The organism is Pseudovibrio sp. Ad46, from assembly GCF_001623065.1.
In the GTDB taxonomy this organism is placed as follows: Bacteria; Pseudomonadota; Alphaproteobacteria; order Rhizobiales; family Stappiaceae; genus Pseudovibrio.
This window is the reverse complement of the sequence record NZ_LMCG01000080.1, coordinates 117,841-141,400: the sequence shown is the minus strand read 5'-3', so window position 1 is coordinate 141,400 and position 23,560 is coordinate 117,841. Positions and strand designations below refer to the sequence as shown.

The 23,560-nt window shown below is 50.0% G+C and carries 20 protein-coding genes; 11 read left to right on the top strand and 9 right to left on the bottom strand.

The window, feature by feature from the left end; genetic code table 11:
• Positions 1-19: 19 nt before the first annotated feature.
• Both PsAD46_RS24005 and PsAD46_RS24000 read right to left on the bottom strand, forming a co-directional pair.
• A complete protein-coding gene (locus tag PsAD46_RS24005) occupies positions 20-757 on the bottom strand; it encodes a hypothetical protein (protein WP_063308023.1) in 738 nt (245 codons plus the stop codon).
• A 260-nt stretch (positions 758-1,017) separates the two neighbouring features.
• Entirely contained in the window at positions 1,018-1,908 is an 891-nt protein-coding gene (locus tag PsAD46_RS24000) for a glycosyl hydrolase family 18 protein (RefSeq protein ID WP_063308022.1), read from the bottom strand.
• Between the two features lie 259 nt (positions 1,909-2,167).
• Here PsAD46_RS24000 and PsAD46_RS23995 point away from each other — a divergent pair, with 259 nt between their 5' ends.
• The gene (locus tag PsAD46_RS23995; protein WP_063293931.1) at positions 2,168-2,431 is read left to right on the top strand and encodes a hypothetical protein; all 264 of its coding nucleotides are present in this window, start codon (positions 2,168-2,170) and stop codon (positions 2,429-2,431) included.
• A gap of 7 nt (positions 2,432-2,438) precedes the next feature.
• Here the strand turns inward: PsAD46_RS23995 and PsAD46_RS23990 are convergent, their stop codons facing one another.
• Together PsAD46_RS23990 and PsAD46_RS23985 are read right to left on the bottom strand one after the other, a co-directional pair.
• A complete protein-coding gene (locus PsAD46_RS23990; protein ID WP_063308021.1) occupies positions 2,439-2,774 on the bottom strand; it encodes a DUF2293 domain-containing protein in 336 nt (111 codons plus the stop codon).
• A 29-nt stretch (positions 2,775-2,803) separates the two neighbouring features.
• Positions 2,804-4,828: a diguanylate cyclase gene (locus PsAD46_RS23985; protein WP_208982010.1), complete on the bottom strand. Its 2,025-nt coding sequence runs from the start codon at positions 4,826-4,828 to the stop codon at positions 2,804-2,806.
• A 392-nt stretch (positions 4,829-5,220) separates the two neighbouring features.
• Here PsAD46_RS23985 and PsAD46_RS23980 point away from each other — a divergent pair, with 392 nt between their 5' ends.
• Positions 5,221-5,847 carry a metalloregulator ArsR/SmtB family transcription factor gene (locus tag PsAD46_RS23980; protein ID WP_057465690.1) on the top strand — a complete coding sequence of 209 codons (627 nt, stop codon included), beginning with the start codon at positions 5,221-5,223 and terminating at the stop codon, positions 5,845-5,847.
• Positions 5,848-5,871: 24 nt separating this feature from the next.
• Here PsAD46_RS23980 and PsAD46_RS23975 read toward each other — a convergent pair whose 3' ends face one another.
• Complete coding sequence (locus PsAD46_RS23975) at positions 5,872-6,474, bottom strand: helix-turn-helix transcriptional regulator (protein ID WP_063293929.1); 603 nt, start codon at positions 6,472-6,474, stop codon at positions 5,872-5,874.
• Positions 6,475-6,678: 204 nt separating this feature from the next.
• Positions 6,679-7,566 (bottom strand): LysR substrate-binding domain-containing protein, encoded by an 888-nt coding sequence (locus PsAD46_RS23970; protein WP_063289973.1) that lies wholly within the window; start codon positions 7,564-7,566, stop codon positions 6,679-6,681.
• 525 nt (positions 7,567-8,091) lie between these two features.
• Between PsAD46_RS23970 and PsAD46_RS23965 the strand changes: the two genes are divergently transcribed.
• The 7 genes from PsAD46_RS23965 (at position 8,092) to PsAD46_RS23935 (ending at position 19,861) form a co-directional block, all read left to right on the top strand.
• Positions 8,092-9,177, top strand: coding sequence for a DUF2336 domain-containing protein (locus PsAD46_RS23965; protein WP_057465693.1), 1,086 nt, complete (start codon positions 8,092-8,094; stop codon positions 9,175-9,177).
• 155 nt (positions 9,178-9,332) lie between these two features.
• Complete coding sequence (locus tag PsAD46_RS23960; RefSeq protein WP_063308019.1) at positions 9,333-11,675, top strand: mechanosensitive ion channel domain-containing protein; 2,343 nt, start codon at positions 9,333-9,335, stop codon at positions 11,673-11,675.
• A gap of 217 nt (positions 11,676-11,892) precedes the next feature.
• Positions 11,893-12,909, top strand: a complete 1,017-nt coding sequence (locus tag PsAD46_RS23955) for a metalloregulator ArsR/SmtB family transcription factor (protein ID WP_208860167.1) — start codon at positions 11,893-11,895, stop codon at positions 12,907-12,909.
• Between the two features lie 2 nt (positions 12,910-12,911).
• On the top strand, positions 12,912-13,832 hold the full coding sequence (gene metF / locus PsAD46_RS23950) for a methylenetetrahydrofolate reductase [NAD(P)H] (RefSeq protein WP_063308018.1): 921 nt from the start codon (positions 12,912-12,914) through the stop codon (positions 13,830-13,832).
• An 89-nt stretch (positions 13,833-13,921) separates the two neighbouring features.
• The gene (metH, locus tag PsAD46_RS23945; RefSeq protein WP_063308017.1) at positions 13,922-17,668 is read left to right on the top strand and encodes a methionine synthase; all 3,747 of its coding nucleotides are present in this window, start codon (positions 13,922-13,924) and stop codon (positions 17,666-17,668) included.
• 181 nt (positions 17,669-17,849) lie between these two features.
• Complete coding sequence (locus PsAD46_RS23940; RefSeq protein ID WP_063308016.1) at positions 17,850-18,446, top strand: NAD(P)H-dependent oxidoreductase; 597 nt, start codon at positions 17,850-17,852, stop codon at positions 18,444-18,446.
• Between the two features lie 605 nt (positions 18,447-19,051).
• Positions 19,052-19,861: an extensin family protein gene (locus PsAD46_RS23935; protein ID WP_063289968.1), complete on the top strand. Its 810-nt coding sequence runs from the start codon at positions 19,052-19,054 to the stop codon at positions 19,859-19,861.
• A gap of 107 nt (positions 19,862-19,968) precedes the next feature.
• On the opposite strand, the gene PsAD46_RS23930 is transcribed toward PsAD46_RS23935, so the two are convergent.
• Positions 19,969-20,457 (bottom strand): BA14K family protein, encoded by a 489-nt coding sequence (locus PsAD46_RS23930; protein WP_057465821.1) that lies wholly within the window; start codon positions 20,455-20,457, stop codon positions 19,969-19,971.
• Between the two features lie 326 nt (positions 20,458-20,783).
• Here PsAD46_RS23930 and PsAD46_RS23925 point away from each other — a divergent pair, with 326 nt between their 5' ends.
• Positions 20,784-21,530 (top strand): pyridoxamine 5'-phosphate oxidase family protein, encoded by a 747-nt coding sequence (locus PsAD46_RS23925; protein ID WP_063290148.1) that lies wholly within the window; start codon positions 20,784-20,786, stop codon positions 21,528-21,530.
• 83 nt (positions 21,531-21,613) lie between these two features.
• The gene (locus tag PsAD46_RS23920) at positions 21,614-22,270 is read left to right on the top strand and encodes a class I SAM-dependent methyltransferase (RefSeq protein WP_063289967.1); all 657 of its coding nucleotides are present in this window, start codon (positions 21,614-21,616) and stop codon (positions 22,268-22,270) included.
• Here the strand turns inward: PsAD46_RS23920 and PsAD46_RS23915 are convergent.
• A complete protein-coding gene (locus tag PsAD46_RS23915; protein ID WP_063293923.1) occupies positions 22,254-22,937 on the bottom strand; it encodes a glutathione S-transferase in 684 nt (227 codons plus the stop codon). The two genes, PsAD46_RS23920 and PsAD46_RS23915, sit on opposite strands and share 17 nt — an antisense overlap.
• Entirely contained in the window at positions 22,930-23,502 is a 573-nt protein-coding gene (locus PsAD46_RS23910) for a thioesterase family protein (RefSeq protein ID WP_057465700.1), read from the bottom strand. Before PsAD46_RS23910 ends, PsAD46_RS23915 begins: the two co-directional genes overlap by 8 nt.
• Positions 23,503-23,560 lie beyond the last annotated feature (58 nt).

Sequence of the window (23,560 nt, the reverse complement as noted above, 5' to 3'; positions counted from 1 at the left end):
GGCCTTTTTTGTTGTTTTACTAGATGGTTAGCAGCTCGAAGACAGGTTCACGCCGCAAAGCTTCTGTCTGCGCAGCACCTCCATCGCGGTCGCTTCGAATTTCGTTGCGATAGCTGGCAAAGTCCCAATGGTGTGGAGCAACGTCTGACGCTGGTCGTTCACCAGGTTGGATACCTGCATGAGAGAGTTTCTGCTCGATGGTTTCGACAAAGGATTTATCATTCTTCAAATCTTGCGCCGTGTACTGGGAATCTTCAGCACTTGGGCGCAGGTAAAGAGTAAATTGAGCACCGACTTGTACGCGTGAGCCTTCTGTCACGCGTGTCATGTCGGTTACTTTCCATTTATCGACCGGAGAGTCTTCCGAAAAGAGAAGTGTGTTAATGGCATCAAAGGCTTGTGGTACCTGACTAGGCTCGATGCTTAAATGGATTTTGTCACCCGCAAACTCACCTTTTGCGTTTGGATCAATGCGCTTGGTGTGGATGAAGCTGTCCTGACTCTCAATATTGAGCGTTCGCCAACCACTGTTCTCTGACCCCCAGCCACTGTTCTTTGCTGCTTCGAAGTTTGGTGGGTTTGCTGCTGGGCGGAATACTGGTGCAGGCAAGTCTTTCACTTGCTGCGCAACAGCGTCCTGCTTACCTGCCAAGCCTCCTGGTTTGTTGGCTTGGTGGTTGGTAGCAGCCTGTTGCTGAGGTTGGTTGAGCTGCAATGGTGGGACTTGCAGTTTAAGAGACAGTCCAAACTTTGGCATGAGATCCTCTCCTCGCTTGAAAACTTGAAGGCCGCGTCATCAGACAGGGCTGTCTGGTCCCTGTATTGCTACAACCTTTGAGGGAGAAGATAGGGAATGTGCAGCGTGCATTACGTGCTGCTCGGCACTGATCACGAAATTGTTTTCAGATCGGTTGTTTTGAAGTTGCTTGTCTGGGAAACCGCTATTTGATTTTAGGTGGGGTTTTGCTTCTGAGTGGCGGAGCAGGGCATGCTCCGCCGTTCGCTGATAGCTCGGGATCAGTTACCAAGCGCCTTTGCCATGGTTGCTGCCCATTCATCAGTGCCTGTATCTGAACCGTATTGAGTAGGATATTGCCAACCCATCACGCCGGCAAAGTCAGGTTCTTTTGCGAGGAGAGGTGTGATGAGGTTTGATGCTATATCATCGTCGCTTAAATAGCCGCTTCCAGCGTTGGCCTGTGTTGTCGGCTTTCCTACAATAAGCTTGGACGCAGGTACTCCTGTTGATGCGATGCCAACGACACTGGAGGGAAATGTCTGGCCATCAACCAGCTCAGTGCCTACAACCTTGCCGGTTTCTTCTTCTGCTGTTTCGCCAACATACCAAGGATTGTTGTAATATTGGATATTGTAGAGATCGATCGTGTCTCCGGCATTCTTCGCAACATCGACGTAGATCTGTGTGTATGAGCCGGGAGCTCCGCCGTAAAAGTATGGTGCTTGCGGCGCATGTGTTACGAAGTTCTGGCCCTCAGGAAGACTTGTTTTTAGCGACTTAGATAAGTCAACAAGGAACGTCGTTGCGTCATATCCAGTATAGCCTGTATCCTCCCAGTCGATATCAACACCATCAAGGCCGTGGTCGGTTACCATCTTAGTCAGCTGTTGGACTGTGTTGTCGAGGTTGTTTGCAAGAGCTGCCCAAGCAGCGGTTGTAAAGACTTCGCCGCCGATTGAAATCAAGACACGCTTGCCAGCTTTTTTCAGATTACTGATCAAATCCGGTGCATTGAACATGGCTTGAAGTTCTGTGCTTGGGGAGAGATTTCCCGCTTCATCGCTCACAACAAAGCAAAGAATGACTGTTGTATAATCGCTTTGCGCCATCTCAGCGATGAGCTGTGTATTCGTGCTGAGAGCGTAGCCGACAATTTCTTTATTTGGCATCTGATTTCCTTTTTTCTCTTGTGCTCAATGAGCTCGCGTTTAGCTGACGAAAATCAAGAGAGGTCGTGATCTGATAAGTGTGTTTTAGTTAATGCTTTTAGAGTTATACGTGAGACTTCGGCCTCATGATGGGAGATGAGCCATCATCTATATTCATGCTTCATACGTAGATGTGCTGATGTGACGCATGCGCGTGAATGTTAAATTGATGTAAGTCAACTCTGTGTTCTTCCCCCATCAATCAATAACGGGCACTGCAATGAGCGATACAACTCTGTCTTCTGCTGAAGATCAGCAGGATAATGATCCACTCTTCTTCAAACTTCTTTTCCTTGTTCCAATCATCGGTTGGTTGTTCAAAGATGCTGTGCATGGCAACAGCGAAGCAAAATACTATTTCTGCGCGAACTTCTTTGTTGGCTGGGGTTTGGCAATTGCATTCTTCGGGTATGCTGCGATCATCATCCCTGCACTGTGCCTTGTAGCGCTTGCGTTTACTTGGATTATTGGTGTTTGCCGATAATTTGTAGCTACTGATCTTGCTCGCCGCTTTCATTGGGAGCGGCAAGCAGTTCCCCGGCGGTGATGCTTCCGCCCCATGATGTGATGGTGGCTTCCATCTCATCTGCGACGCAGTAACGAGCAGCGTCCCGGTCCAGACCTTCTTCCAGTAAATCATCGTAGTCAGTATATTGATGGCGCACATAGCTGGTTGTTGCCAGCAGAACCGCAATGTGGGCTGGGAGGTGGCGCAGGTGCTGTTGGTTGGCTTTGCTACGTATTTCAGTTGCATCCAGAAATGGAACATGCGGAATAAGCGTGCTCAGGGCGTCGCTGATCGCTCGTTGTCTTTTGGTTTTGCTCACACATGATCTCTTTGCGCTGGTGTTGCGCGCTAATTTATCATGGATGATGGCAGGCGCGATATTCTTCTAAGTGCCATGTTTGTTTTTACTCTCTGGATTGGATCTGGCGAGATGCCGAGCACGTGCTTCTTGTAAATCTCAGAAAAGCGTTGTTCAGGGCCATAGAATGCGCCTTGGACGTACTCTGCGCCTAATTTTCTCAGTTTCTCTTCGGTGTTTGCATTTTTGATTTCCGAAAGGATGATCTCGATGTTCAAGGCATGTGCGAACTCAGTTGCAGCGGAAAGCAATCGTGCTGTTTTATCATCTTCAAACAGCCGTTCTACAGAGCCCGCGTGTAGTTTGATGTAGGAGATCTTCAACTTCTGGAAATGCTCAATCTTTAGTCCGCCGGAGTCAAAGTGGTTGATGCACAACTTGACACCTGTGTTTGTTAGCTCATTCAGCTGACCAATGAGGATATGAGCGTTGGCTCTTAAGAGAACACGCGAGGGGATCTCCAATGTGAACTTGTCTGGCGATACATTGTTTTCCTGTAAAAGGTAGCTGAGATCATCGCAGAATCCTTCCTTTAACACAGAGGGAACGGGGACGCGGAACAGGAACTCCCAATGTTGCATAGGAGTGTTCTGACAGGCGCGCATGGTGTGAATGATGGCTGCAATTGTTGTCTCACCAAGAACATTGCTGAAGCTTGCGCTGTCGAAGATGTTTGAAAGGTCACATCCCCGAGCAATTTCTAAAATCTGAGACGGCCATTCTGGCCGTGCCTCCAACATTCGTATTTGGCTTGTTTGGCCAAACCTTATGGGCTGGAAGATAGTTCCGACCTGGTTTTGCAAGAGTGCCTGTTTTGCGGTTTGCTGAAGGGTGACCTGCCGTTCCAACCGGGTGCGCATGACCTGATTGAACAGGCTGGCTCGATTTCGGCCTCTCTTTTTTGCATGATACAGAGCTGTGTCGGCACTATCCTGCAGTTCCTTCACAGTGTTTGCGTGGCGTGGGAATACCGCAGCGCCAATGCTGACCTTGGGTCGTATTTCGCTGTGCTCATGATAGATCGGATGACTGAGAGATACTGGCAATTCTTCAAGCAATACTCTGATCTGATGACATGTGGTGTCTTCCAGGAGTAATGCAAATTCATCGCCGCCCAATCTGAGCGCTGTGACGTTTTCACATTCCATCTGCTTCAAACGGTCGGAAATGGCCACCAAAGCTGCGTCGCCTGCAGCGTGCCCGTGAGCGTCGTTGATGACTTTCAAATGATCCAGATCGACATAGAACAAGGCCACGCGTTGATCTGGGTTTGTCACGCTTTCTATGGCGTCGGAGATAAGTTGCTCAAAGCTCTCTCTGGTTCGCAGGCCAGTCAACGGGTCAATATTGCAGACTGTGAAGATTTCTCGCGGATTGGCTTGCTCTGGTGGCAGTAAGTATTTTGTTGCCACCTTGGCATTGACTGAGAGTGTGCTGCACAAATCGTTTGTTGAGAGGATGCGGAGCAGACCGGGAACGAGAATTCTTGCCAGGTTTCTGAAGCTTTTGAGCTTTTTGGTCAGGTCTGCATTTATGAGTTGATCTGAAGGTGTGGTTGGCTGGAAATGTGTTCTGGGAAAATGGGCAGTGTTGTTTGCATCGGACTTGCAGAGAATACCCACGACGGCGATCACTCGCTCGTGGAGGGAGAGAGGCATGAGTGCGATGAACTGCGTTGCGAGATGCGGTGACCTGGCTGTTGAGGGTGCGTCTTCGCCATTAAACCTATGTGGGAAAATCTGCACATCATCTCCGCAGATTGGGAGTTCCGTAATCTTGGAAAGCAGATTGTTGAGTTGGTTCTTATAAGGCTGAATGCTATCGGAAACGAAAAGCTCTGAACCACTCCCTGTTTCTGATTGATTGACCATGATGAAGGTCGGGAGCTCGAACAGTTTCTCGTAGACGCGCAGGACAGACTGAGCGAATGGCTGCGGGGGCATCTCTACTGGATGCAGGTTCGTTTTATATGCCGGGTACTCGATATTGTATTTTGCGTTGCCTGCTTCAGACATCATTCCCACCACTATCAACCAATTATTTACCACGCCCTTATTGATAGGGATTATGTGCTTTTACGCAAAAGGAAAGCGGGGGGCTCTGTGAGAATTAAGGGGCAAGCTTTATGTGAATACTATAAAAATACTAGGTAAATTTTAGGAAAATGGGGATAAGCACCTTCTATTTTTCTGATTTATATGAAAAGTGAAATTTCTTATTTGTGCATTACATATGTAGAAGAGTAATTATGATGCATAATCTCTTATGGTTCAAAGACAATACTATTTTATGGGTAAGTTATCAGTGATTCCTTCGCGTTGTTTTCTGATGTTGGTGCACTACAGCTTTTACTTTATTAGGAAAGCTAAAACTTTTCATATAATTTCGATTGTGCTATGAGATGCCTATGAGTGACCGTACGAAAGATCGTTTGATGTACGCGCTGAAATCGCGCGGACCGAACACAGCTGCAACTATGGCCAAACATTTGGGCGTGACGGCTGTGGCCGTGCGTCAACATCTTGATGCGTTGCTGGAAGCGGATCTTGTTGAGTTTGAAGACCTGAAAGGGACTGTGGGGCGTCCTCGCAGAACCTGGCGTCTTTCTGAGACAGGCAACAGGAAGTTTCCTGATAACCATAGTGGTGTGCTGGTTGATCTGCTTGGAAACATCAAAGACCTTTACGGCGAAGAAGGACTCCAGCGCCTCATAGATGCGCGGGCTGATCAATCCCGGAAGTCCTATCTAACTGCGATGAAGTCTGCAAAGACCCTGTCTGACAAGCTACAATGCCTTGCTGAACAGCGCAGTGAAGAAGGGTACATGGCTGAGGTTCTGAAGGATGGCGAGAATGGCTATCTGTTTGCAGAGAACCATTGCTCTATTTGTGCTGCAGCCCGGTCTTGCCAACACTTTTGTCGATCAGAGCTTGATTTGTTTCAGGAGGTTTTGGGAGATGATGTACGCATTGAGCGTGTTGAGCATATCCTGAAAGGTGACCGGCGTTGTCTCTATAAGGTCTCACCCAACTAAGCTGCTCGCGACCTCACGTTCTTTTTAAACCAGAATTGACAGAAGCATTGCCAGTTCCACGCGACTGCTCACGTTAAGCTTTGCGTAGATGTTCTTGCGGTGCGTACGCAGTGTGTTCTTCGTAATATCCAGATCAGCGGCAATCTGAGGCTCTGTTTGTGTGCCAGACAGCTGCTCCAGGACAATCGCTTCCTTATCCGTCAGGCGGAAGAGGGCCGTTGCCTTCTGGATGTTGATTTGCTGTTGGATTTCCAGATCCGTGACGAATAGAAAGAAGAGATCGTCGAACTCAGTATCGACCAGGCGTATGTCGATATGGATCGGGCGCAGAAATGCTTCATCTCTTCTGAGGACGAGCTCTTGCTGTACATCCAGATCAATTGTTGCTGTGGCCAGACTTTGTGCGTTCTGGAACTCGCGCTGGTGGCTCGGGTCGGTGAACTCTAGCCGTCCGGTGCTGACCTTGATCTGAGGTGTTTGCTCAAACAAGCGTTTTGCAAACTCATTACATTGCAGGATGGTTCCATTACCCTGAATAATGGCCACGCCCTTTTGTAGCCGGTCAAGGCTGTCTGCAAGAAACTTGCAGAATGCTTGGTCTACAATATGGGCGGTCTCTTGGTTCAAGCTAGTGGATTCCTGTTTTACACCAAGCAACTAAAACCGGCTGATGGCGTAATAGTGTGCATTTGAGTGGAAGGAAGTTCATCTTAAAAAGAGTCGTTCTTCTAATCCATATTCTATAGCTTAGTGAGAAATCGATAATACGTATGCAGTTGCACGGTATATTTTTCGGTTATTCACAGCAACGGGTTAAATTAACTCGTTTCATTAGTTGGTGACGTTACGCAAACACCTTGCAAGTGCCATGTAATCCTCGCTTTTAGGTGAAGTTTTTCGCCAAATTAAACCTATCCTACGGGAAGGTTGAGGCTCTGCAAACCGCAAAAGTGTTATGCGATCGTCTGCGATTTCTGTATCTGCGCAAATTTCAGGCAGGACAGTGACGCCATATCCGGCAGCGACCATGTGCAGGACAGTTGCTATACTTGTTGCGCCTACGTTAGCTGATTGATTTTGACCAATTGCTCCACAAAAGCTCAGTGTTTGATCTCTGAGGCAGTGCCCTTCTTCAAGCAATAGCAGATTTTCACCATGCAAATCATCTGGACCCATCCTCTTACGCTCATCTATTTTGCGTGAGCTGGACACAGCTAAAAGGAAATGATCTTCAAAGATAGGTACTTCTTCAAGCTCTGGCTCTTCGATGGGAAGGGCTGCGAGAACAACATCCAGGGTGCCGTGCTTTAGCTCGCTTACCAAAGATGCTGTCAAAGTCTCGCGGAGATTGAGCTGAAGATCAGGATATTGCTTGATAAGAGCGGGTAGCAGCTTGGGCAGAATGTATGGTGCAAGTGAAGGGATGACACCGAGGCGTATGATACCACTCAGCGGGGATGCTGCGTGTTTGGCATAATCCTTAAGGTCCTGCATTTCTCGCAGGATCTGGTTGGCTCTTCTGGCAATTTCTTCGCCCTCCGGCGTGATCCGGATTGAACGTGCGTTTCTCTCGACAAGGCAAAGACCTAGCTCTTTTTCGAGATCCCGGATCTGCATGGAGAGTGCAGGTTGGGAAACACAGACTTCTTCTGCGGCATTGCCAAAGTGGTGATGCTGTTGCACGGCGAGGAAATAGCGGAGTTGTTTGAACGTAAGCATAAGGATCAGGATATCTTATCAATATAAGAAATTGAATTCACATGTTCTGATCTAATTATTACTGGATTACTGACTTGAAATCATGAAGGGGTGTTGCACTCCATGGTTGCTGGCATGGTGCGACTCAAAACGGCTGGTTTTACGAAATTGACCTTTTGGTAAGGAATTGAGTGAATGACAGGCCTTAAAACGTTGATGCTGTTACTCATAATTTGGGGACGTTTTGATAAAAAGAACGCATGTCGCAAACAAGTCATTAACGAGTGCGGGTCTGCTCGCAACATAGATGAAGCTTGTTAAGTCTCCGTGATATTTTTGTAACTCGTTGTTGTCACTTACCTTTTTAATTAAATTTCTGAAATCTGTTTTAACGGGAGAAAACTTATTGGTTTTTCCGCTTTTTGAAGCATGCAAATCGCATGTTATTTTTTCTAAATTAACTAAAAATAGAATAGATTGAGTTAGGTTTTGTTTAATCCTGTTCCATAGGTTTTTATCAGTTTGCGTATCCCATCGGTGTTTTAAATGTCATCTGACTTGGCTTCTCATATCGTTGATTTCAAATCTCTCGCGCTTGAGAACAATATTGAGCGACGTTCGGAGCTTGCGCGTCATGTAGCGCTTTTGTTTGCGCGAACATGGGAACGGTGTTCTGACGATCAGATCGATATTTACGATGGTGTGATGCTGCGGCTCTCAGAAATGGTTGAGCGGCATGCACTGAGTTATATGGCGGAACAGCTTTCTGAAGTGCGCCGTGCGCCTGAGCAGACTGTTCGCAAGCTTGCTTTTGATGAAATTGAAATTGCAGAGCCACTTCTTCGGAACTCTAACGTTCTGCGCGAGAGTGATCTGGTGAGCATTGCGCGCAGCAAGAGCGATGATCATCGTCTGGCGATTGCGAAGCGGGATGTCATTTCCGAGAATATCAGTGATGTGCTGGTGAACCTTGGAAATACCGAGGTGAAGCAGACTGTTGCTGCGAATGATGGTGCAGTGCTTGGTCAGCGCAGTGTGAACTCGCTGATGACTGACGCGAAGGGGGACGAAGTCCTTCAGCTGGCCCTTGGGCAACGCGCAGATTTGGCAGATGCTCATATTGAAGCGCTTATCAACTTCGCTAGTGAGCAGGTTCGCAAGCTTCTGATCAAAGAAGGCGCGACTGAAGCTGCCGGGAAACTGCCGAAAGCTGCTCGGATTGCAGCTGGCAAACTTTCTAACGAATTCTGGCTAGGCCGGTATGATTTTGAGACTGGTCGTGGCCGCGTCATGGAGCTGGTCCGTGAAGGCAAGCTGACTGAGAATGCTCTGCGTGCTTATGCTGAGGAAGACCGGTTTGCTGAAGCGGTTGCTGCGTTTGCGATGCTGGCTGGCATTGGTCATGCAGAAGCGCAGCATTGGACCGTGCGGAATGACACTGAGCCTTTCCTTGTGGTGTGTCGTGCCTCTGGTTTTGGGATGATGACCGTTCAGGCTCTCCTGAAGATTGGGCCATGGCGTTACCGCCTTTCAAACTCTCAGCGTCAGACTGCGTTAAAGAGTTATCAGGCGCTTGACCAACAAGAAGCCTATAAGCAATTTATTACCTGGAAAGAGCAATGGATGGCCTGATCCATTCAAAAATTTAAGTGGTTTTGTGAGGGTCGCGTGTGCGGCCCTTTTCTTTGGTCAATTTAGTCCAAAAGTCGAATGTTTCTGCCAAAGCAACTTTAGGTGCTGTTCGTGTTTACTCCTGCTGATTGGGTTGTGTAGCCAAAGCAGGATTGATGCAAATAAGAAAAAGCAAAAAAGTTTCTTCTGACAGTTCTAAGGCGGATCGCTTTCTCAATTTCCTTATCTCCTTTCTGACACTCGCTGTTTTGGTTGGTATGGGGCTTTTGCTGCACATCAGTTTTGTTGTTGCGCAAACGCCAGAAACCCAGAACTCAGTTGTTGCAGACCCTATGGTTGATGCTCAGGAAATGGTGGTGCAAAGCGAGCCAATTCCTATGGAAGGGGCACCGCTTGTTTTTGGGCTATCTAATGGACTGGAGCTGTTCTCGCTGGAGAACATTGATCGCTCCAGCCAGTCTCTGAATGCTGTTTTGAAGGATCTTGGGAACTTTCCCAGGCACGTCCATAATGCACTGGAGCGGGCGCGGCCCGATACGAGTGTTTCGTGGGTGTGGCAGATATTTGCGCTGACGCTGTTTGCAGTCACGCTTGGTTTTGTGGTTGAGCTGTTTGCAGACAAGCTGTTTGCCAAAAGGCTTTTACGATTTTATCGCGGGATGCCGGAGAGCAGGGCTGAGAAGATTGGATTTCTGTTCTCAAGATCACTGGTGCAGGTTGCCGCGATCTTTCTGCATGTGATTGTAACGTTCGGGCTCATTCTTGTTATTTCCGGTAATACAGAGAGTGTTCGACATGCTGCGCTGATCTTTGCGAGCTTTTACTTCTTCTTTCGGCTTTTGATGGTTTTCACGCGGAACTTTCTGGCTGTTGGGAATGAACATCACCGTGTTGTGCCATTGGATGATGACGTTGCCCGGTCATTTCTGAATGCCATTATTCTGTGCGGCGGGGTTGCTTTCTTCCTGCTGGCATTTGGCAGGTGGATGAGCCATTTGTCTCTCAATGCCAATGCACAACGGATTCATGATCTTCAAAGTGGGTTGTTTCTGGCCGTTTCTGCAGCGTTGATTTGCTATATTTTTCGCAGGCCTATTGGAGGCTGGTTTTCCGGGGAGTATGCGAGCACTGAGAGGCGGCGGGTTTGGCGGAGGTTGTTCAGCCAAAACTGGCATTTGAGTGCTTTGGCGTATTTTCTGGTGGCGTGGCTGGTGTTTGCCCACCGCCTGCTCTTAGGACTGAGCTATGACAGTCTCCTGTTACTGGCGCCGATTATGGCTATTTTTGCCAGCGTCTTGCTCTACGGTATCTTACTTCTTGTCATTGATAAGTGGCTTTTGCCGCCGATTAACATCGACAAACTGCAGGATGCCTTTGTTGAGGAGATTGTGCAGGTCGAAGAGCAGGCCGGCCATTCCTATAATCCTGAGGAGGTCAATGCTGAAGCCCGAGCGTTGGCGGCAGAAAAAGAGGCTGCCCGACGGCCCTACCGGCAATTGCTTGATCATGGTGCCCGCCTTGTGACGCTGATGTTTGGTCTTGCGGTGATCGTTGAAGCGTGGGGGATCAATCTTTTCAAGCAGGATGGTTTGTTTGGCAATCTGGTGGAAGTCGCGTTGATCGTGTTCTTTGGCTACATGGCTTACCAGGCCGTTCACATTACTATCCAGCGTCAGATTGAAATCTCTGAAAGCGATAAAAGTGGGCAAGCCAAGATGGGGCGGTTGGCGACGCTGTTGCCGATCCTGCGGAATTTTCTGCTGGTCTCTATTGTTGTGCTCTCCGGCATGGTTGCTCTTTCGGAGATCGGGGTGAACATTGGTCCTCTGTTTGCTGGTGCAGGTGTTGTTGGGCTTGCTGTCGGGTTTGGCGCGCAAACGCTCATCAAAGATATCTTCTCAGGTGCGTTTTTCTTGCTCGATGATGCCTTTCGAACAGGTGAGTACATTTATGTCACCAATAATGTTGAAGGGACGGTTGAACGGATCTCCATAAGGTCCATGCAGCTACGGCAATCGGACGGTCTCCTGAATACGGTTCCGTTTGGTAATTTGTCGTTTGTGAAAAACTCGTCGCGTGACTGGACCATGATGAAGTTGGCGTTTCGGGTCACATATGACACGGATGTCGACCGGATGCGGGAGTTGATCTCATTGCTGGGAGACAAGTTGCTCGAGGATCCTGAGCTTGGCCCGAAGTTTCTGGAGCCACTTCAATCTCAAGGCATCACGGCTCTGGAAGATTCCGCGATGATTGTGCGGGTCAAATTTACGACGCGACCTGGGGATCAGTATGTTTTGCGGAAGGCAGTGTTTGCAGGCATTCGGGAGATTTTCAACCGCGAGGGCATCACTTTTGCCCATCGTGAGGTGAAGGTGAGGATCGATGAAGGGGCTGCTGGTGGGCAAACTTTCTCTGACTCACAGAAAAAGGCAGTGGGTGGTGCTGTTTTGCCTGTGGTTGAAGAGGATGACCAGAACGGCTCTCCAAAAGCGTAAGTGTTGTAATTCCGCGCTTTTTTGCTCTGTTTGCCGCTCCGGAATGTCAGAGTTGATTTTTGATCAGCCAATTTTCAAGGAAAACTCAGAAAAACTATTCCTCTTTTGGTGCGAGAAGGGAATGTTCCTCCTTGTCATCGAGTTATTATACGTATAAAGATATCTTTATATCAGATTATTCGATCAGTTGGTGGCGGTAGTAGGCTTGATAACGACAGTGAACAATGAACCGGAAGGCAAACTCCCTGTAGAGGACCTGGTGGGCTGCTTGCGTGCCTGTGGAGAGACGACGCGTATTCGTCTGCTTGCTTTGCTTGTGCTTGGTGAGCTGACCGTGAAGGATCTTACAGTCATTCTTGGGCAGAGCCAGCCTCGGATTTCGCGACATCTCAAGCTTCTTTGTGAGGCAGGGGTGATCAAGCGGTATCCGGAAGGAGCCTGGGTTTATTATCGTCTTGGTGAAGGTGGTCCGGCTGAGCTGGCGCGGCGCATTGTTGCGCAGAGCGAGCAGGATGATCCGGTACTTGCTGCCGACCATGAGCGATTGGTTTCGTTGCGCCGTGCAAAGGCAGAGGAAGCGGCGGCTTTCTTTGCAGCACGTGCCAACAACTGGGACAAGGAGCGTAGTCTTCATGTGCCGGAAGTTGCCGTTGAAGCTGCGATGCGTGCACTCGTGGGGTCCAAGTCCTTTGATACCCTCCTGGACCTGGGGACTGGAACTGGCCGTTTGCTGGAGTTGTTCAGTGAACAGTACGAGCGTGGCATTGGCATTGATGCCAGCCAGAACATGCTTTCTGTTGCACGGGCCAATCTGGACCGTGCTGGTTTGCAGAAAGCGCAGGTGCGTCAGGGCGACATTTACGCGTTGCCGGTTGCACCAGACACAGCTGATCTGACTGTGGTTCATCAGGTTCTTCATTATCTGGAAGAGCCTGGGCGAGCGATTTTGGAAGCTGCCCGTGCTTTGCGGCCGGGTGGGCGTCTGTTGCTCGTAGATTTTGCTCCTCACGAATTGGAGTTTTTGCGGGAGAAGCATGCGCATCGTCGTCTTGGTTTTTCTCAGGGACAAGTGGGCAATTGGCTTTCCGAGGCTGATCTGGAGCTTGTTTCAACGAATGATCTTACCCCGGGCGCGGGGGAGAAAGACAAATTAACCGTTACCCTTTGGCTCGCTCAGGATCGTCGGGTTGTGACCGACCTGCCTGTAGCGGATCAGACCAAGGAGCTTGCTTAGTTATGAGCGAACATAGTATCGATCGCCGTTTTAGGCTCAATGGAGCCTCTGACATCTCCGTTTCTTTCGAGTTTTTTCCTCCTAAGAGCGAGAAGATGGAGCAACAGCTTTGGTCATCAATCAAACGGCTTGAGCCATTGGCCCCGAACTTTGTCTCTGTCACTTATGGCGCTGGCGGATCGACCCGTGAGCGTACTCACTCTACGGTTTCGCGTATTGTGAATGAGACTGCTTTGAAGCCTGCTGCACACCTGACCTGTGTGGATGCCACCAAGGAAGAAGTGAATGAAGTCATTCGCGCTTACTGGGATGCTGGTGTTCGCCACATTGTGGCGCTGCGTGGTGACCCGGCTGCGGGACTTGGTGAGCAGTATCATCCGCATGAAGGTGGATATCAGTCTACCGCTGATCTGGTAGATTCCATTCGTTCCATCGGTGATTTTGAGGTTTCTGTTTCAGCCTATCCTGAGAAACACCCGGAATCTCCAAGCTGGGAAACAGAACTGGATGTCTTGAAGGCGAAAGTGGATGCGGGTGCGACCCGTGCGATCACGCAGTTCTTCTTCGATAATGATCATTACTTCCGCTATGTGGACCGTGTTCGTGCCGCTGGCATCACGATCCCGATTATTCCTGGTATCGTGCCAGTGACCAGCTTCAAGGGCATTTCTGGCTTTGCGAAGAAGACCGGAGCATCTGTTCCAGGTTGGCTGGCGCACCGGTTTGATGGTCTTGATGACGACCCTCGCACCCGTGAACTTGTTGCGGCGGCTGTTGCTGCTGAGCAGGTGATGAGCCTTGCAGATGATGGTGTCGAGGACTTCCATTTTTACACAATGAACAAAGCAGACCTCGTTTACGCGATCTGCCACATGCTTGGTCTTCGCGCAAAACAGGATGTGAAAGCATCTGTCGCTGCCTGAACCCAATCCACGCACATATAAAGATATTTGTCGGATTACGACCCCATTCGTGACCCGCAAAAGTAAAGTACTAGAAAAGATCGGATCCCATGAGTTTGCAGGTGAAAAAGACCGGTTCGGACATTTTTGCAGCCCTAGAAGCAGCCGCCAAGGAGCGTATCCTTGTTCTGGATGGCGCCATGGGAACTATGATCCAGAATCTGCAGTTCAGTGAAGCGCAGTTCCGAGGTGAGCGCTTCAAGAGCTGGAACCAGGATCTGAAAGGGAACAATGATCTTCTGATCCTGACCCAGCCAGATGCCATTCGAGATATCCACCTGCAGTATCTGAAAGCGGGTGCAGATATCATCGAGACCAACACGTTCTCCTCCACTTCTATCGCGCAGGCTGACTACGCGATGGAGAGCATTGTTTATGAGCTGAACAAGGAAGGTGCCCGCCTTTGCTGTGAAGCTGTTGAGCAGATGAAGGAGATTGATCCTTCCCGCCGCCGGTTTGTCGCTGGTGGGCTTGGGCCAACAAACCGGACGGCCTCGATCTCTCCGGACGTGAACAATCCGGGCTTCCGCGCAGTTTCCTTTGATGATCTGAAGGATTCTTATGCTGAAGCGACCCGTGGTCTGGTTGATGGTGGCTGTGATCTCATTCTTGTTGAGACCATCTTTGATACCCTGAACGCAAAAGCGGCTTTGTTCGCGATTGATCAGGTGTTTGAGGAAAAAGGCATCAAGCTGCCGGTCATGATCTCCGGTACGATTACAGACTTGTCTGGCCGTACCCTTTCAGGTCAAACACCGGAAGCGTTCTGGAACTCTGTCAGTCATGCTGATCCGTATACGGTTGGCCTGAACTGTGCGCTGGGTGCAAAGGAAATGCGTGCGCACGTGGATGAGATTTCCCGTGTTGCGGATACTCTTGTTTGTGCTTATCCGAATGCGGGTCTGCCGAATGAGTTTGGTGAATACGATGAGAGCCCGGAATACATGGCTGGCCTCATGAAAGAGTTTGCCGAGTCTGGGCTGGTCAACGTGGTTGGCGGGTGTTGTGGTACGACGCCGGATCACATTAAGGCCCTTGCGGATGCTATGGAAGGCTTGAAGCCGCGTGCTTTGCCAGAAGTGCCGCGTCTGATGCGTCTGTCCGGTCTGGAGCCGTTCACGTTCACTAAGGAAGTGAACTTCGTTAACGTGGGTGAGCGCACCAACGTGACGGGCTCTGCGCGGTTCCGCAAACTGATCAAGAACGATGACTACAATGCAGCGCTGGATGTGGCCCGCTCTCAGGTTGAGAATGGGGCGCAGATCATCGACATCAATATGGATGAGGGGCTTCTTGATAGTGAAGAAGCCATGGTTACTTTCCTTAACTTGATTGCGGCGGAACCGGACATTGCAAAAGTTCCAGTGATGATCGACAGCTCCAAGTGGACTGTTATTGAAGCTGGCCTGAAGTGTGTGCAGGGTAAGGCTGTGGTGAACTCTATCTCCTTGAAAGAAGGGGAAGAGAACTTCATCGCCCAGGCTAAGTTGATCCGCCGTTATGGTGCTGCTGTTGTTGTGATGGCGTTTGATGAAACGGGTCAGGCTGACACGTTTGAACGCAAGATCAACATCTGCAAACGCTCCTATGATGTGCTGGTTGATAAGGTTGGTTTCCCGCCTCAGGATATCATTTTTGATCCGAATATCTTTGCGGTTGCGACTGGTATTGAAGAGCACGACAACTATGGTCTGGACTTCATTGAAGCGACCAAGTGGATCTCTGAGAACCTGCCACACGCTCATATTTCTGGCGGTGTTTCCAACCTATCGTTCTCCTTCCGCGGGAATGAGCCGGTTCGTGAAGCGATGCATTCTGTGTTCCTGTATCATGCCATTCAGGTTGGCATGGACATGGGCATTGTGAATGCTGGTCAGCTGGCTGTTTATGATGACCTTCCTGCTGAGTTGCGTGAGCTTTGTGAAGATGTGGTCATGAACCGCCGTTCAGATTCCACGGATCGCCTGCTTGAAGCTGCTGAGAAGTTTAAAGGTCCGGGTGGAAAGAAACGTGAGGTTGATCTGCGCTGGCGTGAGGCAACTGTTGCAAAGCGTCTTGAGCACTCATTGGTTCACGGTATCACGGACTTTATCGTGGAAGACACGGAAGAAGCTCGCCAGAACTTTGATCGTCCGCTGCATGTGATTGAAGGTCCATTGATGGACGGCATGAACGTGGTTGGTGATCTGTTTGGCGCTGGTAAAATGTTCCTGCCGCAGGTGGTGAAATCTGCTCGTGTGATGAAGGCAGCTGTTTCCTATCTGATGCCATTCCTGGAAGAGGAAAAGCGTCGCAGTGGTTTGGATGAGAGCTCGTCTAACGGCAAGATCCTGATGGCGACTGTTAAAGGGGATGTGCACGACATTGGCAAGAACATCGTTGGCGTTGTTCTGCAGTGTAACAACTTTGAGGTTATTGACCTTGGGGTGATGGTGCCAACAGCCAAGATCATTGATGAAGCGCGCAAGCATAATGTTGATATCATTGGTTTGTCCGGCCTGATCACACCGTCGCTTGATGAGATGTGTCACGTGGCTTCTGAGATGGAGCGTGAAGGTCTGGATATTCCGCTGCTGATTGGCGGCGCGACGACTTCTCGTGTTCATACAGCGGTGAAGATCCATCCGAACTACTCCAAGGGTCAGGCGATTTACGTCACTGATGCTGGGCGTGCGGTGGGTGTTGCGTCCCGTCTGGTGAGTGAAGGTGGGCGTGAGGCACTCTATGATGCAACCCGCGCGGAATATGTGGATGTTGCTGAAAAACATGCGCGGTCGCGGAACAAGAAGGTTCGGGCATCTATCGAGAAGGCTCGTGCAAACCGCTTCAAGCCGAACTTTGATGGATATGCTCCAACCAAGCCTAAGTTCATCGGCACTAAAACATTTACCAATGTCTCCTTGAAGGAATTGGTGAGGTACATTGACTGGACACCTTTCTTCTCCACCTGGGAGATTAAGGGAGCCTATCCTGCAGTGCTGACAGATGACCGCTATGGTCCTGCAGCTCAGGCGCTTTATAATGATGCGCAGGAGATGCTGAAGGAGATCGTGGACGGCAATCTGTTGCAAGCGAATGCTGTGGTTGGTTTCTGGCCTTGTGCGCAGGATGGTGATGATCTTGTGCTTTACACCGACGAGAGCCGTACAACTGAGCTGAACCGTCTCTATACCCTTCGTCAGCAGATGGACCGGAGTTCCTCTGATCGTGGGAACGTTGCTCTTGCGGACTTTGTTGCACCGATTGACAGCGGCATCCCGGACTATGTTGGCGGGTTTGCTGTGACTGCGGGTATCGGTGAGGATGAAATTGCCAAGCGCTACGGCGAAGCTGGTGATGACTACAACAAGATCCTCAGTCAGGCGATTGCTGACCGTTTGGCAGAAGCGCTTGCAGAGCGGATGCACGAACTGGTTCGTACTGAGCTTTGGGCCTATGCGCCGAATGAAGGTCTGTCCAATGTTGATCTGATTGCAGAGGACTACGATGGTATCCGCCCAGCACCGGGTTATCCAGCGCAGCCAGATCATACTGAGAAGGGTACTCTTTGGGAGCTGCTTGATGCGGAAGCGCAGACAGGTATCTCATTGACCGAGAGCTACGCGATGTGGCCGGGATCTGCTGTGTCTGGTCTCTACTTCTCTCATCCTGACAGCCACTACTTCGGCATTGGCAAGATTGAGCGGGATCAAGTGGAAGATTATGCAAAGCGTAAGGGTTGGGAACTGGCAAAGGCGGAGCGCTGGCTGGCTCCAATCTTGAACTACAACCCGATGGCTCGCGAAGCTGCGGAGTAACGCTTTGGAGCATTGAAATTTAGAGGGGCTGCGGATGTTTTCGCAGCCCTTTTTCTTTGTCGGATTGTCGCTGAGACGTGCAAAGACTGTTTCCAAATAGTGATCTAATCATTCGCTGTGGTTCCATTATGTATGTTCAGGAGAAGACAATAGCTCCTGTTTGGGGCGTAGGAGACGACCGATGAAAAAGACAATTTTGAAAATCCATAGCTCAGCGGCAACTGCAACATCCGTAACCCGCCAGCTTTCTGATGAACTTGCTTCCAAGATCTTCAATAATGGTGACACCGTTATCGAGCGTGATCTGAATTCCCCGATTTCGTTTATCAACGAAGCATGGATTGGTGCTGCTTACACCCCTGACGAGCAGCGCAGTGAAGAGCAGAAAGAAGGTCTTGCGCTTTCTGATGCACTCATTGCGGAGCTGAAAGCGGCAGATGTGCTGGTTATTGGTGCGCCGATCTACAACTTCTCTGTGCCTGCTGTTTTGAAGGCATGGGTTGACCAGATTGCACGTGTGGGTGTGACCTTCAATTACACCGAATACGGCCCACAGGGCTTGCTGACGGGCAAGAAGGCATACATTGTTGCGGCAGCTGGCGGTGTGCCTGTTGGCTCTCCAGCAGACTTTGCTGTGCCTTACCTCAAGCAGGTGCTTGGCTTTATTGGTGTGAGCGATGTGGACGTTGTTGCAGCGGAAGGTGTTGCAGTTGACCGTGATGCAGCAATTGCACAAGCGCAGAACACAATGGTTGGCCTGACATCTGTGGCAGCGTAACTGATACGCAAAAGCAATTAAACAACTGGAGCCCACCTTGGTAACAAGGTGGGTTTCTTTGTGCGTCTGGTAAGTCTTGCCTTCGATTTTTGTTTTGTGAAGGACTTTGTCAGTGTGGGGGAGGGGGACTATAGCAAGCCGATAACGACAGCACCAACAAATGCAAATGCAAGTGTGATTGCGACGGCGTTAAAGCTTCGTGTGACAGTCATGGATTTATCTCCCGTTACTCACTAGCTGTTTAAAGCTTATGTGACGGAAGCCACGTTAGGAAGCAAAAAAATGCCATTTTTCATGGCACTGCTAGAAAAGCACCTAGGATCACTGAAAATTTCTGTAGCGAATAATATGTGTAAAGCCGGAGGATACTTTCTGGTTGTTTTGTGAAAGACCAAGGGAATTCTTGCGTTTCCTCTGTCAAATCAATATGCAGGTTTTCTGCAGCTTCGCGAATATTCGTCGGGCTATACTCATGCTTTTCCTGGGGTGAATTGGGCGTGGATAGTTTAAAACATTCATGACAATTCAGGCGGGAAAACGGAAATATTCAGCATTGAATCAGGAACAGCGCCGGGCAAACGCCTGTTCAAATCGGGGATTTCGAGGTGGGTTACAAGACAGGTGGGAACGCTGCCGGAAGACTTTTGTCTGCCGTTTTGGTTATCGGTATGTGCATCGGCGCTGCACACGTTAGTGCTGCCCCGATGCCCAAAGCTCGTCCTTATGTGGGCAATGTAACCTTATTGCCTCCGATGCCTCTTCCTCAGAGCAAGGTGAGTGTTCAGCCTTCACGTGTTCCTGCGGGCAAGCCGCTTTCTCTCGTTCCTGTGCCACTTGAAAACCAGCGTGTTTTTCCTCCTGCAAGCGATGCGAGGATGTGTGTGCTCCGTGGTTGGAGTGTTGAGATCTCAAACGCTGTTGACGGGCCGGGCGGATGTGGGATTGATCAGCCTGTTTCTTTGCGGTCTGTGGTTGGTGGTGGCCAAGAGATTGGCCTGACGATGCCAGTGCAAATTGAGTGCGAGCTGGCACAAAAGCTGGATGGCTGGTTGCAGGATGTGGCAGTGCCTGCTGCTCGGCGGGAACTTGGTGTATCCATCACGCGCATTCGCACGGCTGCAGGGTATGCTTGTCGTGGCCGGAATAACAAACGCGGCGCGAAGCTCTCAGAGCATGGCAAGGGCAACGCCATCGATATTGCAGCCTTCTATTTGTCTGATGGACGAGAAGTGACTGTTGAAGAGGGCTGGGACGGGTCTTCAGCTGAAGTGCGTTTCCTGAGCAGCTTACATAAAGGAGCCTGTGAGCGGTTCACGACCGTACTTGGCCCAGAGGCCGACAAGTATCACCGAGACCACTTACACTTCGATCAGGGCTGTCACGGCAAGGGCTGCAAATATCGCGTCTGCAAATAAAGGCGCGGGCTCACAGTCCTTTTTTCAAAAGCATGATGTGGGAACGCCCACCTGATTGAGACGGGGCTTTATCTCTTTCAAGCGGGCGTGTTCTGTGATGACAGGGCTTACTGGCAGAAACGGTTTTTGCCAGAGTACGTGCGATAGGTGCCGGTGTTCGGGTTAAAGCTTCTGTATTTGTTGGTGCAGTAGGCAAACCAAGCCGGGGACCACGGGGCTGGGGCTACAGCCTGAGCGTGATAAACCGGTGCTGGCTGATGCACCACTGGCGGACGGTAGGCTGGTGGGCGATACGCTGGCGCTGGTGGACGGTAGGCCGGGCGTGGTGGTGCAACGTACTGAGGTTGCGGTGTCACTGCATTGCCGATGATGAGACCTGCCGCCAGACCGATAACGCCGATTGCAGCTGCTTCACCTGCATTGATGCCGTGCTTCTTATGCTTTCTCTTCTTACGCTTATGGTAATAGTTGTTTTCAACGTAAGTGTTGTTCTCAATGTACGTATTGTTTCGCGGGCCTGCCTGAGCTGCAGAAACGACTGGCAACATCATTGCCCCTGCAAGCGCTACTGAAATTACTGCTGATGCTTTAGCCATTTTCGTCTCCGTAAACGGTATTTCGTGTTTGTTGAGACTAATTAACCAGAAGTGGCCTGAACCTTCTTTGAGAGCGCCATTCATCTTCTGTTCATGTAGATGAATGGGCTAGAAAAACTATATAAATCAATTCATTAGATGTTTGAAAAAATGTTTAAGACGCTGGTTTCTTGCCGAATTTTAAGTTGAGTACGTTATCCATCTTACTTAAATCAGTATGTTGTCCTCTCCAGATTATGGAGACCACTTTTCGGGAATACGCTTAAGTGGAGATAGACAAGAGCCAAGAATCTGAGCAGGGTCAGATTGGGAAAAGTGAGGTTGGTATGGAAAAGAAGATAGATCCAATTCGTGAAACCACCGATGAAGCACGCGCTCTTGCCAAGAAGCTGATCAGGTCTGTCAGATTTGCTTCTCTTGCTGTTCTGGAGCCAGAGACCGGCTACCCTATTGTCAGCCGTGTTGGTGTCAGCTCGGATGTTGTTGGTGCGCCGTTTATGCTTGCCTCCAGCCTTTCCAACCATTCTCAATGCCTTGTGCAGGATCAGCGGGTGTCTTTGCTGATTGGTGAGCCCGGTAAAGGGGACCCACTGGCTCATCCGCGGCTGACCGTTATCGGGCGCTTTGAGCGACTGAGCAAAGGGGATCCGCTGTGCACTGAGCTACGCAACCGCTATTTGATGCGGCATCCCAAGGCAAAGCTCTATGTCGATTTTGCTGATTTCGACTGGTATCGCCTGCATGTTGAGCGGGTGAACATGAACGGCGGCTTTGGTAAAGCGTTCCTGCTGGATACCGAGGATGTTCTGTCTTCTGATGAGGGACGCGAGCAACTCGCGGCTACCGCTCATGACCTTGTTATCCGCATGAATGAGCGCCGTGCTGATGATATTGGGGTGTTTGCCTCGAAAACCTTCAAGGTTGGCGCTTCAAAATGGGGGTTGGTGAGCGTTGATGGTGAGGGGGCTGATTTCTTTGATGGAGAGGCAGTTTACCGTCATTCCTGGGATCAGGAAGTGTCGGTTACGGAGCTAGAAAAGCTGCTGATGCAAACTCTTGGTTGTTCTGTGTAAAACCATGACGTAGGGTTTTGCTCATGTTGTTGTTCTAGTATGGCAACTATGCATGCGTGAAGCAAAACAGGATTGGTGCGGAAATGAACAAAGAGAATTTGGATAGCGCGGCAGGGGCAGAGGTCTACTCCGATAAAACTCTGCGTATTTATGACCTGTTGGTTCTGCGGTTCTCCAACACGTTTCTGTGGCGCTGTTCCGCTTCAAAGGCACTGAGCTTCTTCAACCGCAATGTCAGTGCCAATCACCTCGATGTAGGGGTTGGCAGTGGTTACTTTCTGGAGCACGGGCGCTTTCCGGATAAGACGCGTCTGGTGCTGATGGACCTCAACCAAACCTGTCTGGAGTATGCCAAGGCGCGCTCTGTGGTGGCAAATGTCAGCGTGACACAGACTGATGTGCTGGAGCCGATTGAGTGGACCGACGCCAAGTTTGACAGCATTAATCTGGGTTATCTGCTGCACTGCCTGCCGGGAACCATGAAGCAGAAGTATATGGTGTTTGAGAACCTCAGACCGCTGCTGAATGACGGTGGGATCTTGTTTGGCTCAACCATTTTGGGTGAAGGGCAGAAGCCAAACTGGGCAGCGCGCAAGCTGATGGGCTTTTACAACAGCAAGGGCATCTTTTCGAATTCTGAAGACAACCTTGATGATTTGCGCTCCAATCTGGAGACGTATTTCAGGGATGTGACGATTGAAGTGGTTGGCGAAGTTGCGCTGTTTAAAGGGCGTGTGTAGTCACTTCTTGCGGGAAGAGCACAAGGTTATCCTCGGGTGACCATGGCTTCCATTTCATACCGAATACGGTTTTAAAATCCGGCTGGTCGATCCGTTCGAGCAGCCATTTTTTTACGCTTGTAGGGGCTTCTATCTCAAAGCGTTCTTTATCTGCATTGGCGAACTGGCGCACGAATGGGAAGAGTGCCTGATCTGCGAGAGCTGGGCGTTTTCCGAACAGATACGTTGAACCTTCAAGGCGCTCAGAGAGCTTGGAGAGTTCTAGGATGGCGAGGGTGTAGTGCTCGTCCGGATCCGCGCCTTCGTAACGTGTTGAGTACTTGTATCTGTCCAGATTACGTTTGAAGTCGCCGTCCATCTCTTCAATCAGCTGCAGCATTTCCTCCAGCGTACCCACCTCAGGTGAGAGCCAGCTTTGAGGGTCGTTTTGCTGCAAAGCCCAGAGCATGATCTCAAGGCTTTCCTCAATGACGGTTCCATCTGCCAGTTGCAGGACAGGAACCGTTCCTTTTGGTGAGATTTCCAGCATGTGGGCTGGCTTGCTGCGCAGCACGATTTCGCGGAGGGCAACGGTTGTCTGGCTTGCGACCAATCCCAGTCTTGCGCGCATTGCGTAGGGACACCGACGAAATGAATACAGGATCGGGAGGGAGGTCTGCTCAGCCATGCTTTCTGTTGTCTGCCTTTGATTGATCGTTTTCAGCAGCTGGTATTTCTAATGAATCTACCGGAGCAATGCCAGCGGATTTGCGCTCATAAGCCTGAATTGCCTTCTCTTCTTTCAAAAAAGCTTCGATATGCGGCTGTAATGGGAGTTTGGTGGCCTGCGTTTCGGTCTCTTCCAGCACCGCTGAGGTTGGGACAAAAGCCTTCTGTGCGCGGTCGTACATGCTGACGCGCACCAGACCGGTTGCGGCAACAATGCCTTTCTTCGGGCCTTTGGTGAAGATAAAGCGTTGTTCCATCACACAGGCCTCATCCGTCCAGTACACAATCTCGCTTTCCAGCTTGAACGGCTCGCCAAACGGGAGCTCGCGCCGAAAACGGACAGTGGCGTGATTGGCCAGTGGTGTCCATTTGTTGCGGAAAATTGCTTTGCCGAGCTTGGTGCGGCTCATGTGATCCACACGGCCAAAATCCATCATGGCCAGATAGCGGCTGTTGGTGAGGTGGATGTTCATGTCAATGTCAGAGGGGAGAACGCGCAATCGGACGACAGACTTGCTGAACATGTCTGCTAGTTTTTCCTGAAAAGGGAACTTAATGAAATAAAGTATAAGTCTAAACCAG

Bases quoted from the DNA above. Each gene is read 5' to 3' on its own strand.
- PsAD46_RS24005 (WP_063308023.1), bottom strand. From the start codon at position 757: ATGCCAAAGTTTGGACTGTCTCTTAAACTGCAAGTCCCACCATTGCAG.
- PsAD46_RS24000 (WP_063308022.1), bottom strand. From the start codon at position 1,908: ATGCCAAATAAAGAAATTGTCGGCTACGCTCTCAGCACGAATACACAG.
- PsAD46_RS23995 (WP_063293931.1), top strand. From the start codon at position 2,168: ATGAGCGATACAACTCTGTCTTCTGCTGAAGATCAGCAGGATAATGAT.
- PsAD46_RS23985 (WP_208982010.1), bottom strand. From the start codon at position 4,828: ATGTCTGAAGCAGGCAACGCAAAATACAATATCGAGTACCCGGCATAT.
- PsAD46_RS23980 (WP_057465690.1), top strand. From the start codon at position 5,221: ATGAGTGACCGTACGAAAGATCGTTTGATGTACGCGCTGAAATCGCGC.
- PsAD46_RS23970 (WP_063289973.1), bottom strand. From the start codon at position 7,566: ATGCTTACGTTCAAACAACTCCGCTATTTCCTCGCCGTGCAACAGCAT.
- PsAD46_RS23965 (WP_057465693.1), top strand. From the start codon at position 8,092: ATGTCATCTGACTTGGCTTCTCATATCGTTGATTTCAAATCTCTCGCG.
- PsAD46_RS23960 (WP_063308019.1), top strand. From the start codon at position 9,333: ATGCAAATAAGAAAAAGCAAAAAAGTTTCTTCTGACAGTTCTAAGGCG.
- metF (WP_063308018.1), top strand. From the start codon at position 12,912: ATGAGCGAACATAGTATCGATCGCCGTTTTAGGCTCAATGGAGCCTCT.
- metH (WP_063308017.1), top strand. From the start codon at position 13,922: ATGAGTTTGCAGGTGAAAAAGACCGGTTCGGACATTTTTGCAGCCCTA.
- PsAD46_RS23940 (WP_063308016.1), top strand. From the start codon at position 17,850: ATGAAAAAGACAATTTTGAAAATCCATAGCTCAGCGGCAACTGCAACA.
- PsAD46_RS23930 (WP_057465821.1), bottom strand. From the start codon at position 20,457: ATGGCTAAAGCATCAGCAGTAATTTCAGTAGCGCTTGCAGGGGCAATG.
- PsAD46_RS23925 (WP_063290148.1), top strand. From the start codon at position 20,784: ATGGAAAAGAAGATAGATCCAATTCGTGAAACCACCGATGAAGCACGC.
- PsAD46_RS23920 (WP_063289967.1), top strand. From the start codon at position 21,614: ATGAACAAAGAGAATTTGGATAGCGCGGCAGGGGCAGAGGTCTACTCC.
- PsAD46_RS23915 (WP_063293923.1), bottom strand. From the start codon at position 22,937: ATGGCTGAGCAGACCTCCCTCCCGATCCTGTATTCATTTCGTCGGTGT.
- PsAD46_RS23910 (WP_057465700.1), bottom strand. From the start codon at position 23,502: ATGTTCAGCAAGTCTGTCGTCCGATTGCGCGTTCTCCCCTCTGACATT.